Below are 12,481 nucleotides of genomic sequence, written 5' to 3' on the forward strand. Positions count from 1 at the left end.
CGATCAGCGCTCGACCTCGCGATTCCAGCGCTTGGTCCACTCCTCACGCTTCTCGTTGATGACGGTCCAGTCGGGATTGTAGAGCTTGGCCGCGCGCTCGCCGATCGGCGCCATCTTGCCGAGCTCCGGCGGGATCACCAGCGATTTCAGCACCGGGCCGTAGCCGTAATCCTTCAGCAGCACGAGCTGGATTTTTGGATCGAGCAGCATCTTGATGAAGCTCGCAGCGAGCGGCGAAGCGTTGGGCTTGTTGATCGGACAAGCCGTCGTCAGCAGCGTCGCGGCACCTTCCTTCGGATAGACGAAGTCGACGGGAAAGCCGGTGTTGGCGAAGCTCTGCACGCGGCCAGTGCCCCACACCGCGATCACGGCCTGACCCGACTGGAACAGCTCGGTCATCTTGCCCGGCGACGGCTCATAGGCCAGCACGTTCGCATTGATCTGCTCCTTGAAGATCTTGAAGCCGGAATCGACGTTGGTCTCGCCGCCGCCGTTCATCTTCGACAGCATCACCAGCGCCTCCAAGCCGTAGGTGTTGTTGATCGGCGGGATGACGAGCTGCTTGGCGTATTTCGTGTCCTTCAGATCGTTCCACGAGGTCGGCGGCGCCCAGCCCTTCTCCTTGAACACCTTGGTGTTGTACATCAGGCCGGTCGCGACGATGCCGATCGCGACCGCGCGATCGTCCTTGAAGCGGGCGGTGTCGTAGAGATCGGCGGGCAGCCCGTCGAGCTTGCCGCAGAAGCCGAGCTGGATCGCCTGGTACATCGGTCCGTCATCGACGATGGCGACGTCGATCTGCTGATTGCCCTTCTGCGCCTGAAGCTTGGCCAGCGTGTCGGTGGAGTTGCCGGCGACGTACTCGACCTTGACGCCGTTCTCCTTCTCGAAGGCCGGGATCACCTCGTCGCGGATCGTCTTTTCGAACGAGCCGCCGTAGCCGGCAACATAGAGGGTCTTTTGCTGGGCCGAGGCGACCGACGGGGCGGCAACGAGCGCCGCGATGCTGACCGCTGTCAGAAGGCGAAGAGTCTTCATATGGACCGATCTCCAATACCGGAATGAGGTGACGTGCCGACAAGTCTCCGGCCGAAGCGCCTGCCGCATTTCCTTCCGCGCAAATCTCCTCCGATCAGGGCTCCGGCCCCTGCTCGGCGGGTTTTGGCGCGATCTGGAGGTTTGAACCCCTCCAATCTGCCGAAAAAGCGGGCTGTCTCCAGCTCTGATGAAAAAGATCGCAACCTATACTTCCATCGTCCAATGAATAATGGCACCCTCTGCATGCCGAAATGTTATGATTGGATTGTGGGGATGGCGCGGATCAATTCGCGGCAGGTGGAGGCCTTCCGGGCAACGATGCTGACCGGCAGCGTCACCGAGGCGGCAAAATTGATGGTGGTGACACAACCTGCGGTCAGCCGGCTGCTGCGCGACTTCCAGGCGCTTCTCAAGATGGAGCTGTTCGAACGACGGGGCACCGGACTGGTCCCGACCGCGGCGGCGATGGCGCTTTATACCGAGGTCGAGCGCTCCTTCGTCGGTCTCGAGCGCATCACCGCTGCTGCCGAAGAAATCCGCGGCCGGCGCACCGGCTCGCTGCGGATCGCCGCGCTGCCGGCGCTGTCGAACGGTTATCTGCCGCGGCTCGCGGGGCATTTCTTGATGGAGCGGCCCAACCTCAACCTTGCCTTCTTCGGCGTGATCTCGCCGATCGTCGTCGACTGGGTGTTGAACAACCAATGCGACATCGGCTTTGCCGAGGTGCCGATTGCCCATTCCGGCCTGCCGAGCCAGCGGCTGCCGGCACTGGCGCGCGTCGCAGTGCTGCCGACCGGCCATCGCCTCGCGGAGAAGGACGTGCTGGAACCGCGCGATTTCGAGGGCGAGACCTTCATCTCGCTGTCGGCGGGGTCGTCGAGCCGGCACCTCGTCGACCAGGTCTTCCACCGCCACGACGTCCGTCGCGTGCTCAGGGTCGAGACCACACTGTCGGAGATCATGTGCGGCATGGTGTCGTCGGGACTCGGTGTGTCGATCTGCGATCCCTTCACCGCGCAGGAGTTTGCAACGCGCGGTGTTGTCGTGAGACGTTTCCTGCCGCGCATCGACTTCGAATTCTCGGCGGTCTTTCCGGCACAGCGCAGTCCGTCGCCGGTGGCGCTGGATCTGGTCGAAACCATGCGCAAGGCGCTGATTGAATTCGAGGACACCGCCGAGATGCATTGAGTTGAATCACTCTCGCCCCGGGCTCGATGCAACCTCTCCCGCGTGCGGGGGAGGTCGGCGCGGAGCGCCGGGTGGGGCTCTCTCCTCATTGGGAGTGCCCCTGTGCTGAGAGAACCTCTCCCCCACCCTCTCCCGCAAGCGGGAGAGGGAGCGCACTTTCCTCGGGGCGACGATCATGCGCCAAAAAAGCGATCAGCCGTTGAACGCGGCCTGCGCTTCCGGCAGGTCCCAGATCTTGCCGATCGCGGCGGTGCCGGCCGAGATGATCGCCGCCTCATCCGAGCCGAGATAGCGGCCGGCATCGATCAGCACACGACCGTCGACCATGACCTGATCGATATTGGCGCGGTTGGCGAGCGCGATCAGCGCGCGGCGGGGATCGAACAGCGGCTGCAGATGCGGATGGGTGAGATCGACAACGGTGAGATCGGCGGTGGCGCCCGGCTCGATGCGCCCGAGATCCGGGCGCTTGATGACATCGGCGGCGACAGCTGTGTTCGCTTCGATCAGCTCCGGCGAGTTCGCGACGTCGGGACGCGCCGAGGTGATCTTCGAGATCAGTGAGGCGGCATTGAGTTCGCCGAGCAGGTCCATGTTGTAGCCATCGGTGCCGACCACGGTGCGTACGCCGTGCTCGGTGAAGCGGCTGAAGGCAGCGGTGACGCCGGCGCGCGCGAAGACGCGCGGGCAGTTCAGCACGGTCATGCCACGCGTGGCCATCAGTTTGAGGTCGTCGTCGCTGCTGAACATGCAATGTGCCGCCATGAGGTCGGGCGCCAGCAGGCCGAGCCAGTCCAGATATTGCGCCGGCGTGCGGCCGCCATAGCGCTTGCCGATGGTCTCGACCTCGGCGCGGCTCTGCGCCATGTGCGTCGTGATGGGCACCCCGAGTTCGCGCGCCCGCGCCGCGCAGGCCTTCAGGAGATCGGGGCCGCAGGTGTCGGTCGCATGCGGGCTCATCGCGAGGCTGATGCGGCCGTCGCCGCGGTTGTTCCAGCGCTGGTAGAGCGCATCCCATGTCGCCATGTCGGCGGTGCCGTCGTCGCCGGAATAGCGGACCACGCCGTCCGCACCGGCCTTGGCATCGGAGGTGGAGAAGAGGTAGGGCGCGCCGTAGAAGCGGATGCCCATCTCCTCCGCGGCGTCGAACATCTCCGGGATAGAATTGCGGAACGGCTCCATCACCGTGGTGGCGCCGCCCTTCAGGAGTTGGAGAATTCCGAGCCGTGCCACCGCGAGCCGCTCTTCCGCCGACAGGATGTCGGCGCCGCGTTTGGTCAGCGGCAGCAGCACCGTATAGACGATGCTCTGGTTGTTGCGGCGGCCATTGCCGTCCTCGGTATGGCTGCGCGCGACCGCCTCGGAGAAGCAGTGATTGTGCAGGTTCAGGAGGCCCGGCAGCACGAACCGGCCGGGACGATCGTAGACCTGGTCAGCGCTTGGCCTGTCGCGCGTGACGGCCGCAATCCTCTTGCCCTCGACCAGGACCCAATGGTCACGCAGCACGTCCTGCGCGCCGTCCTTCCGTGACAGCACATAGCTGCCGAAAATTGCCGTGGTGCTCATGCGGGGCGTACGTTCCAGAAGACGGCGGTGCCGTCGAGAATGCCGGTGATGGTCTTGCGATAGGCGGTCGGCTGCTTGTACAGACCGATCGGAATATAGGGGATTTCCTCGAACGCGACCGCCTGGATCTCGCGGCAGATGCGCTGCTGCTCGGCTAGCTCGGAGGCCGCCAGCCACTGGCTGCGCAAGGGTCCCATCTTCTCGCTCGCGTACCAGCCGGCGACCTTGCCTTCGCCCCGGATGTTGGTGTTGCCGGCCGGGTTGAGCCAGTCGATGCCCTGCCAGTTGCCGACCGCCGCGCTCCAGCCGCCCTGCCCAATCGGATCTTTCTTGAGCTGGCGCTGCAGCACCACCGCAAAATCGAGCCCGGCATATTCGACGTTCATGCCCGCCTTGCGCAAGCTATCGACCGCGATCTCGCCAAGCGGCTTCTGCGCCAGCGAGTTGGTGGGAACCAGCACCACGATCTTCTCGCCGTTGTAGCCGGCGGCCTTGAGATCGGCCTTGACCTTGGCGTAGTCGCGCGGACCGCGAAACACGTCGAGGCCGACCTCGCTCGCCATCGGCGTTCCCGGCGCGAAGTAGCCGATCGGCGAGACCTGAAAGGCCGAATCGGTGCCGGCGACCGCGGTCATGAACGCGGACTGGTCGATCGCACCGAGCAGGGCGCGCCGGATGGCGGGATTGTCGAACGGCGGCTGCAGGTGATTGAGGCGCAGCATGCAGGCGTAGCCGCGGGGATCGAGGATGCGCGTCTCGATGTCGCCGGCAGCCTTGATCACCGGCAACAGATCATGCGGTGTGGTCTCCTGCCAATCCTGCTCGCCGGTCTGGAGCGCGGCGACGCCGGTGCCGGCATCAGGCGTGGTGGTCCAGACCACGCGGTCGTAGTGCACGATCTTCGGACCCGCCGTCCAATCCGGCTTGCCGTCGGTGCGCGGCTGGTAGCGCTCGAATTTGGCATAGGCGTTGCGGGCGCCCTGCACGCGCTCGTCGGCGAGGTAGCGGAACGGGCCGCTGCCGATCACTTCGGTCAGCGGCTTGAACGGATCCTGGCTGGCCAGCCGTTCCGGCATCATGAAGCAGGCATTGATCGCGGCCTTGCCGAGCGCCTGCGGCAGCAGCGGGAACGGCCGCTTGAGACGGAAGCGGATGGTGCGGTCGTCGGCAGCCAGCAGTTCGGCCGTCGCCTCCAACAATTCGCCGCCAAAGCCGTCGCGCGCCGCCCAGCGGCGGATGCTGGCGACGCAGTCGCGCGCGAGCACGCGCTCGCCGTCGTGCCAGACCAGACCGTCGCGCAATGTGAGATCCCATTGCAGCCCGTCAGCGGAGACGACATGGCCCGACAGCATCTGCGGCGAGACCTGGAGCGAGGAGCTCATGCCATAGAGCGTGTCGTAAACCATGAAGCCGTGGTTTCGTGACACCTGCGCGGTAGAATAGATCGGATCGACGAAAGCGAGATCGATGACGGGAATGAAGCGCAGCGTTGTCTGGGACTCTGCGCGAACGAGGCCCGGCAATGAAAGCGCCGGCACGGCGGCGGCTGCCTTGAGCAGCGAACGGCGGGAGATAGGCACTAGTTGAGAGCTCCTGATTTGACCATAGCGGAGGTGCGCTCCCTCTCCCGCTTGCGGGAGAGGGTTGGGGAGAGGGTGTCTCCGCAAGCGAGGACCCCCAAGAGGAAAGAGCCCTCACCCGGCGCTACGCGCCGACCTCTCCCGCGCGCGGGAGAGGTGCAGCGAGTACGTGGCCCGAGCAATGTGAAAAAGTCGAACTGCATCGTTTCTTCTCACGTGTTCAACAAGACCGCGCCCAACGCGGCCGCGACGGCCTGCTGTGCCGGCTCGACCACAGGCACGCCGATCGCTTCCGCAATCGCCGCACGGTGCGAGGCCATGCCGGCGCAGCCCATCACAACGACGTCGGCGCGGCATTGCGTGACCAGGGCGCGGCCGGCTTCGATCAGGCGACCACGGATGTCCGCACCCGCCGTCTCCGCCGCGCTCGCGCCGACCGACCAGCTCCCGGCATAGCGGCTGTCGACGCCCATGACCCGCACCATGCGTTGCTGGCGGCGGATGCTCGACGGCGACAGCGCGATGACGCCAAAACGTTCGCCCAGCATCAGCGCGCGAAAGATGCCGCATTCGGCGATACCCAGCACCGGGCGCCCGCCGGCCGCCTCGCGCACCGCATGCAAGCCGGGATCGCTGAAGCAGGCGAGCACGAAGGCATTGGCATCGTCGCGCGTGACGCGGTTCACCAGCGGCATGACGACGCTGTCGGCATCGCGCTGCGAGCTGATGCCCGGCGGCCCCTCGGCAAGGCCGACAACCTCGATCTCAGGTCCGCCGGCTATACGCAGCGGCGCGACCGCGTCGTCGATCGCCGCCGTCACCGACGCGGAGGAGTTCGGATTGATGACGAGGATGCAGGTCAACGGTTGCCAGCCTCGTGGCGCAGGAAGTTTTCCGCGATCTTCTCGCCGGTCGTGATCCAGACATCCGGGCACGACTTTGCGTAGGTCAGGAACTCACGCAGCAGCCGCAGCCGCATCGGACGGCCGCTGCATTGCGGATGCAGCACTGTCGTGACCATCGCGCCCCAGTCGCGGATCTCGTCGAGCTCGTCCTTCCATATCGAGAGCACATGCTCTTTCGGGAAGATCGAGCGCGGGCTGAAACGCGCGGACAGGCCGTGCATCCAATCGTCATAGCTCGCCGTCACCGGCAGCTCGATCGTGCCGGGCCTGCCGTCGGCGAGACGATGGCGATAGGGCCTGACGTCGTCGCGGAACGAGGACGTGTAGACGATGCCGTGGCGCACCAATGCGACGCGCAGCTCCTCGGTGAACTCGCCGTAGGGTGCGCGATAGCCGGTCGGCCTGACGCCGAGCCGGCGCTTCAGCGCCTCGAAGCCACGCTCCAGCTCCTCCTCGATCCAGGGATCGCCGGGGTCGGGCAGGAGATGATGATAGCCGTGATGGCCGATCTCGTGACCGGCCTTCAAAATCGATTCGGCCATCGCCGGATGCGCGTCGACCGACCAGCCCGTGACGAAGAACGTCGCCTTGAGATCGAGCTGGTCGAGCAGCTCCAGCAGCTTCGGCGTGCCGACGCGCGCCTCAAAGCCGCCATAGCTCATGGTGATCAGCCGCTGCGCATGCATCGCGTCCTTGCTGGTCCAGGCGCTCTCCGCGTCCACGTCGAACGACAGGAACATCGCGGATGTGTACGGCTCGGGCCAGGGATATTCCGGCGCGGAATCCGCAGTGTTGGCCGGAACGAGCGGGATGCTCCGGAGTGCCTTACTGTCCAGCATTGATGGTCGCCTTTTCGAGTGCGTTATCAGTCAGTTTCCATTTGGCGAGCAGGGTCTTGTAGGTGCCATCAGCGATCAGCGCATCGACCGCTTCGAGCATGGCCTGCTGCAATGCCTTCTCTTTTGCCGGCAGGGCAATGCCGGTGAATTGCTGCGCGATGGGCTCGCCCACCGTCGCGTAGGTGCCGGGCTCGAGGTCCATGATGTAGGGCAGCGTCTCGTTGCCCTGGGCGGCGGCATCGATGCGGCCCTGCCTGAGCTGGGTGCGCGCGTCGGCCGAGCCGTCCGTGCCGACGAACTGGATCGGATTGCTGCCACAATTCTTCTCGCTCCAGGCCGCGATCTGCGCCGGAAACATGGTGCGGCGGCTGGCGCCGACCTTCTTGCCGCAGAGCGCCACCGCATCCTTGAATTCTGCCTTGCGCGACGCTTGCACGAAGAACTGCGGACCGCTTCGCAAGTAATCGACGAAGGACGCGACCTCGTGCCGGCTGGCATAGTCCGTGAAGCCGGACAGGACGGCGTCCACCCGCCCGGTCGAGATCGACGGCATGAATTCGGCAAAGCTCGTCTCCTGCCATTCGATCTTGACGCCGAGCTTGCGGCCGATGGCCTCGCCGAGATCGATGTCGAAGCCGGACAGGGCGTTGGTGGCGGGATCGCGGAACTCCATCGGCGGATAGTTCGGCACCAGCGCGACCTTGAGGCTGCCGCGCTTGGCGATCTCCGCCGGCAATTCAGCCGCCATCGCCGACGCATGCATGGCGCCCAGGAACGCCGTCGCAACCAAAAGTCTCTTCATCACCAAGCCCCCATGTTCAGATCACAGCCGAAAGAAATGCTCTGGTGCGCTCCTCGCGCGGTGCGCCCAATACGTCGGACGCACGCCCCTGCTCGACGATCGCGCCCTGGTCCATGTAGACGACGCGGTCGGCGACCTCGCGCGCGAAGCCGAGCTCGTGCGTGACCACCATCATGGTCATGCCGCTCTTCGCCAGTTCCTTCATCACCGCGAGCACCTCGCCGACGAGTTCGGGATCGAGCGCGCTGGTCGGCTCGTCGAACAGCATCAGCATCGGCTTCATGGCGAGCGCCCGCGCGATCGCGACGCGCTGCTGCTGACCACCGGAGAGTTGTGCCGGATAGGAGCCCGCCTTGGCCGCAAGCCCAACGCGACGGAGCAGCTCGATCGCTTCCGCGCGCACCTCATCGGCTTTGCGCCCCTGAACCTGGATCGGGCCCTCGGTGATGTTCTCCAGCGCGGTCTTGTGCGGAAACAGATTGAAGCGCTGGAACACCATGCCGGTCTTCAGCCGCTGCCGGCCGATCTCGCGCTCGGTGAGTCGACGCAGCCGTCCGCCCTGCTCGCGCACGCCCAGCAGCTCGCCCTCGAGCCAGATGCCGCCGGCATCGATCGTGGCGAGCTGGTTGATGCAGCGCAGCAGCGTCGTCTTGCCGGAGCCGGAGGCGCCGATCAGGCACATCACCTCGCCGGGCCAGACGTCGAGCGAGACGTTCTTGAGAGCCTGGAACTCCCCGAAATTCTTGCTGACGGAGCGGATCGCGACGAGGGGTCTTGTCATCGCGCAAGCCGCAATGTGCCGCGCGCAAAGCGGCGTTCGAGCAGCATCTGGAGCGGGGTCAGGATCGAGACCACGAGCAGGTACCAGAGCCCGGCGACGATCAGGAGCTCGATGACGCGGGAGTTTGCGTAGTAGATGTTCTCGGCGTTGTGGAGCAGTTCGGGATACTGGATCACGCTCGCGAGCGAGGTCGCCTTCACCATTCCGATGAACTCGTTGCCGAGCGGCGGAATCACCACGCGCATCGCCTGCGGCAGCACGATGCGGCGCAGCGCGCGCAGCCGCCCCATGCCGATCGCCTGCGCCGCTTCATATTGCCCGATATCGACCGACAGCATGCCGGCGCGCATCACTTCCGAGGTGTAGGCGCCCTGGTTGATGCCGAGCCCAAGCAAGGCGGCGAGAAATGGCGTCATGACGTCGACGGCGCGTGCGGACCACAGGCCGGGGATGCCGATGGTCGGAAACACCAGCGCGAGATTGAACCACAGCAGCAATTGCAGGATCAGCGGGGTGCCGCGAAACAGCCAGGTGTAGCCGGCCGCCACCGTCTTCAGCACCGGATTGGGCGACAGCCGCATGATCGCGACGACGATGCCGAGCACGATGCCGAGCGCCATCGCCAGCACCGCCATCACCATGGTGTTGACGATGCCTTCGAGAATGACCTTTGCGGTCAGGAAGCGGCCGACATAGGACCATTCGATCTGGCCGGCCGCGAACGCGCGCGCAATCGCCGCCAGCACGAGGACGATCAGGGCCGCGCTGAACCAGCGAAACCAGTGCGGCTCGCGCGCGATCTGCATTCCCGACAGATCGGGAAATCCGTCCGCGAGTGCCGGAGCCGGCTTCATTGCGGCGCCGCGTTCAGCATGGGCTGGGCGACAGCGTTGGCACCTAAGCCCCATTTGTCGAGAATGGCCTTGTAGGTGCCATCGGCGATCATCGTCGCGAGCTTCTCCGTCACGACCTCGCGCAGGGCCGCATCGTCCTTGCGGAACATGATGCCTTGATAGCCCTTTGCGAAGGGCTCGCCGACAACGCGGTATTTCCCGGGCTCCTGCGTCTGCGCGTAGGGCAGCGTCTCGCTGCCCTGCACGGCGGCGTCGATGCGGCCCTGCTTGAGCTGGTTGCGGACGTCGATCGAGTTCTCGCCCGGAACATATTGGATCGCCGGCTTGCCGGCTGGCTCGCAATTCTGCTTGCTCCACTTCTCGATCTCGACCGGGAAGCTGGTGCTGCGGGTGGTGCCGACCTTCTTGCCGCAGAGATCGGTCGCATCCCTGGCCCCGCTCTCGGCCATCACGAAGAACTGCGGCCCGGTTGCGAGGTAGTCGACGAAATCGGCAGTCTCGCGCCGCGAGGCGCGATCGGAGATGCCGGAGATGATGAAATCGGCGCGCTTGGTCTGGAGCGAGGGGATCAGCTCGGCGAACGGCGTCTCGCTCCAGACGATCCTCAGCCCGCCAAGCCGCTTGGCGAGCTCTTTAGCGAGATCGATATCTAGCCCGACCAGCTCGCTGGTCGCGGGATCGCGATATTCCATCGGCGCGTAGGTGGAATTGACCGTGAGCTTCAGCGTGCCGGCCTGCTTGATCTCCGCCGGAAGCTCGGTCGCCTGCGCCGACGTCACGGCAGCCAACGCTGCGAAGGCAAGCAAATGCGAGAGGCGTGTCATGTCAGCTCCTTTGCCAACGCCGCGATCGACCGTGTGAAATCAATCCGCGTCGAGAACGGCCGGCTCGATGACGCCGGCGCGCTCGGTAATCACCCTGTATTGCTCGGGCCGCCGGTGGGCGGCGAAATTGAACATCTTGTCCTTGCCCTGGCGGCAGAGGTCGAGGTCGATGTCGGCGACGATCACCTCGTCCGCGAGCGTCTGGGCCTGCGCGACGATGCGGCCGTTGGGATCGACGATGCAGGAACCGCCGATCAGCCCGGAGCCGTCCTCCTCGCCCGCCTTGGCCACCGAGATCGCCCAGGTCGCGTTCATGTAGGCGTTGGCCTGCGTCACCAGCGTCGAGTGGAAGGTACGCAACGCGCCGTCTTCGGTGGCGCCACCATTTGGATCATAGGCCGCCGAATTGTAGCCGATGCAGACGAGCTCGACGCCTTGCAGGCCGAGCACGCGCCAGGATTCCGGCCAACGCCGATCGTTGCAGATCATCATGCCCATGATGGCGTGGGCCCAGGACGAGCCGGCGCGGAAGGCGGGAAAGCCGAGATCGCCATACTCGAAATAGCGCTTTTCGAGCTGCTGGTAGCGCGCGCCCGGACGCGGCTCGACCGACCCGGGAAGATGCACCTTGCGGTAGCGGCCGAGAATCTCACCGTCGCGATCGACCAGGATAGAGCAGTTGTAGCGCCGGCCGTCCGGCGTCAGCTCGGCATAGCCGACATAGAAGCCGACGCGGAGCGCACGCGCCCGCTCGAACAGCCTTGCCACCGCCGGGTTCGGCATGCTGCGCTCGAAATACTGGTCGAGAGCCTCGCCTTCGAGCAGCCAGCGCGGGAAGAAAGTGGTGAAGGCAAGCTCGGGAAACACCACAAGGCTCGCACCGCGGCCGGCCGCCTCCTCCAGCATGTCGAGCATCCGCGACAGCGTATGCTCGCGCGTATCGGCTTTTTGCGTCGGCCCCATCTGAGCGGCGGCGGCGCGAAGGACACGAACCAAGTTTGCCTCCAATCTATGCGCAGTGCTGCCTCAATGGGCGAATGAACCCTTTGATACGACGCGCAGATCCGCCGCCATTACGGGCGAGCGGGGCTACAAAATCAATTCGCTCTGCTATGATGTTTTGGCCCTGAGTATAATCGGCAGTGATATGAACCTGCGTCAGCTCGAGATTCTGCGCGCCGTCATCCGCCACCGCACCACGGTTGCGGCGGCGGACGAACTGGCGCTGTCGCAGCCCGCGGTGAGCAACGCGCTGAAGACGATGGAGGCGCAGGCCGGCTTCGCGCTGTTCGAGCGCGTCAACAACCGGCTGTTTCCGACCGCCGAAGCAATGGCGCTCTACAAGGAGAGCGAAGCGATCTTCGCCTTGCACGCAAAGCTCGAGAACCGCGTGCGCGATCTGCGCGAGAACCGCTCCGGACATCTCGCCATCGTGGCGACACCGCCGCTCGCCTACAGCATCATCCCTTCCGCGCTGTCAGGCTTCCTGCGCCGTCGCCCGGAGACGCGCGTGTTCTTCGACGTGCGCCGCTACGAGGGCATCATCGAAGGCGTGCTCAGCCGCGTCGCTGAGCTCGGCTTCGCCCTCGGGCTGACGCATCATCCCGGCATCGCGCATGAGGTGGTGCATACCGGCGAGATGGTGTGCGTGGTGCCGCCGCAGCATCCGCTCGCCGACAGGCCGGTGATATCCGCGTCCGATCTTTCCGGCCTGCCCTTCATCGGGCTCGAGCGCGGCACGCGGCTTGGCGAAGCCGTGCGCGACAGCTTTGCCCGCGCCGGTGCGCCGTTCCGTCCGACTGTCGAGGTGCGCTACTGCAACACGGCCTGTGTGCTCGCGGCCGCCGGCGTCGGCGCTGCGGTGGTCGATCCGTTCTCACCGCGGCAGAACGGCGGCAGCGGCCTCGTCGTTCGTCCGTTCACACCGACGACGCAGGCGGTCGCCTATATGCTGTGGTCGGAAGCCGAGCCGCTGTCGCGTCTGGCAAAGGCCTTTCTCAACGAGGTCCGCAAGGAGAGCGCGCTGCTCGAGCGCACAGCGCCGCACCAGCAACATGGGGCAGAAAGCGACTGAGCTTGCGATCACACGCGCAACCTTCTACCC

At 65.4% G+C, this 12,481-nt stretch carries 12 protein-coding genes; 2 read left to right on the top strand and 10 right to left on the bottom strand.

What is annotated here, in order from left to right; translation table 11 throughout:
• Positions 1–3 precede the first annotated feature (3 nt).
• Positions 4–1,038 carry an ABC transporter substrate-binding protein gene (locus ABIA42_RS25960; RefSeq protein ID WP_370119792.1) on the bottom strand — a complete coding sequence of 345 codons (1,035 nt, stop codon included), beginning with the start codon at positions 1,036–1,038 and terminating at the stop codon, positions 4–6.
• Between the two features lie 273 nt (positions 1,039–1,311).
• On the opposite strand from ABIA42_RS25960, the gene ABIA42_RS25965 reads away from it, so the two are divergent.
• Positions 1,312–2,226, top strand: a complete 915-nt coding sequence (locus ABIA42_RS25965) for a LysR substrate-binding domain-containing protein (protein ID WP_370123916.1) — start codon at positions 1,312–1,314, stop codon at positions 2,224–2,226.
• Between the two features lie 192 nt (positions 2,227–2,418).
• Here ABIA42_RS25965 and ABIA42_RS25970 read toward each other — a convergent pair whose 3' ends face one another.
• The 9 genes from ABIA42_RS25970 to ABIA42_RS26010 form a co-directional block, all read right to left on the bottom strand.
• The gene (locus ABIA42_RS25970) at positions 2,419–3,792 is read right to left on the bottom strand and encodes an amidohydrolase family protein (protein ID WP_370119789.1); all 1,374 of its coding nucleotides are present in this window, start codon (positions 3,790–3,792) and stop codon (positions 2,419–2,421) included.
• The gene (locus ABIA42_RS25975) at positions 3,789–5,372 is read right to left on the bottom strand and encodes an ABC transporter substrate-binding protein (protein ID WP_370119786.1); all 1,584 of its coding nucleotides are present in this window, start codon (positions 5,370–5,372) and stop codon (positions 3,789–3,791) included. The genes ABIA42_RS25970 and ABIA42_RS25975 overlap by 4 nt, the downstream gene beginning before the upstream one ends.
• A 212-nt stretch (positions 5,373–5,584) precedes the next feature.
• Positions 5,585–6,235, bottom strand: a complete 651-nt coding sequence (locus ABIA42_RS25980) for an aspartate/glutamate racemase family protein (RefSeq protein WP_370119783.1) — start codon at positions 6,233–6,235, stop codon at positions 5,585–5,587.
• Positions 6,232–7,116, bottom strand: a complete 885-nt coding sequence (locus tag ABIA42_RS25985; RefSeq protein WP_370119780.1) for a polysaccharide deacetylase — start codon at positions 7,114–7,116, stop codon at positions 6,232–6,234. Before ABIA42_RS25985 ends, ABIA42_RS25980 begins: the two co-directional genes overlap by 4 nt.
• Positions 7,103–7,918, bottom strand: a complete 816-nt coding sequence (locus ABIA42_RS25990; RefSeq protein WP_370119777.1) for an ABC transporter substrate-binding protein — start codon at positions 7,916–7,918, stop codon at positions 7,103–7,105. Before ABIA42_RS25990 ends, ABIA42_RS25985 begins: the two co-directional genes overlap by 14 nt.
• A gap of 16 nt (positions 7,919–7,934) precedes the next feature.
• Positions 7,935–8,699, bottom strand: coding sequence for an amino acid ABC transporter ATP-binding protein (locus tag ABIA42_RS25995; RefSeq protein ID WP_370119774.1), 765 nt, complete (start codon positions 8,697–8,699; stop codon positions 7,935–7,937).
• Positions 8,696–9,553: an amino acid ABC transporter permease gene (locus tag ABIA42_RS26000; protein WP_239627195.1), complete on the bottom strand. Its 858-nt coding sequence runs from the start codon at positions 9,551–9,553 to the stop codon at positions 8,696–8,698. The genes ABIA42_RS25995 and ABIA42_RS26000 overlap by 4 nt, the downstream gene beginning before the upstream one ends.
• Entirely contained in the window at positions 9,550–10,377 is an 828-nt protein-coding gene (locus ABIA42_RS26005; protein ID WP_370119771.1) for an ABC transporter substrate-binding protein, read from the bottom strand. The genes ABIA42_RS26000 and ABIA42_RS26005 overlap by 4 nt, the downstream gene beginning before the upstream one ends.
• A gap of 39 nt (positions 10,378–10,416) precedes the next feature.
• Complete coding sequence (locus ABIA42_RS26010; protein WP_271529701.1) at positions 10,417–11,373, bottom strand: N-carbamoyl-D-amino-acid hydrolase; 957 nt, start codon at positions 11,371–11,373, stop codon at positions 10,417–10,419.
• Between the two features lie 151 nt (positions 11,374–11,524).
• Here ABIA42_RS26010 and ABIA42_RS26015 point away from each other — a divergent pair, with 151 nt between their 5' ends.
• The gene (locus ABIA42_RS26015) at positions 11,525–12,451 is read left to right on the top strand and encodes a LysR family transcriptional regulator (protein WP_135165624.1); all 927 of its coding nucleotides are present in this window, start codon (positions 11,525–11,527) and stop codon (positions 12,449–12,451) included.
• Positions 12,452–12,481 lie beyond the last annotated feature (30 nt).

It is taken from the genome of Bradyrhizobium sp. USDA 327 (genome assembly GCF_041262065.1).
Taxonomy (GTDB): domain Bacteria; phylum Pseudomonadota; class Alphaproteobacteria; order Rhizobiales; family Xanthobacteraceae; genus Bradyrhizobium; species Bradyrhizobium liaoningense.

Bases quoted from the DNA above. Each gene is read 5' to 3' on its own strand.
- ABIA42_RS25960 (WP_370119792.1), bottom strand. From the start codon at position 1,038: ATGAAGACTCTTCGCCTTCTGACAGCGGTCAGCATCGCGGCGCTCGTT.
- ABIA42_RS25965 (WP_370123916.1), top strand. From the start codon at position 1,312: ATGGCGCGGATCAATTCGCGGCAGGTGGAGGCCTTCCGGGCAACGATG.
- ABIA42_RS25970 (WP_370119789.1), bottom strand. From the start codon at position 3,792: ATGAGCACCACGGCAATTTTCGGCAGCTATGTGCTGTCACGGAAGGAC.
- ABIA42_RS25985 (WP_370119780.1), bottom strand. From the start codon at position 7,116: ATGCTGGACAGTAAGGCACTCCGGAGCATCCCGCTCGTTCCGGCCAAC.
- ABIA42_RS25990 (WP_370119777.1), bottom strand. From the start codon at position 7,918: ATGAAGAGACTTTTGGTTGCGACGGCGTTCCTGGGCGCCATGCATGCG.
- ABIA42_RS25995 (WP_370119774.1), bottom strand. From the start codon at position 8,699: ATGACAAGACCCCTCGTCGCGATCCGCTCCGTCAGCAAGAATTTCGGG.
- ABIA42_RS26000 (WP_239627195.1), bottom strand. From the start codon at position 9,553: ATGAAGCCGGCTCCGGCACTCGCGGACGGATTTCCCGATCTGTCGGGA.
- ABIA42_RS26005 (WP_370119771.1), bottom strand. From the start codon at position 10,377: ATGACACGCCTCTCGCATTTGCTTGCCTTCGCAGCGTTGGCTGCCGTG.
- ABIA42_RS26015 (WP_135165624.1), top strand. From the start codon at position 11,525: ATGAACCTGCGTCAGCTCGAGATTCTGCGCGCCGTCATCCGCCACCGC.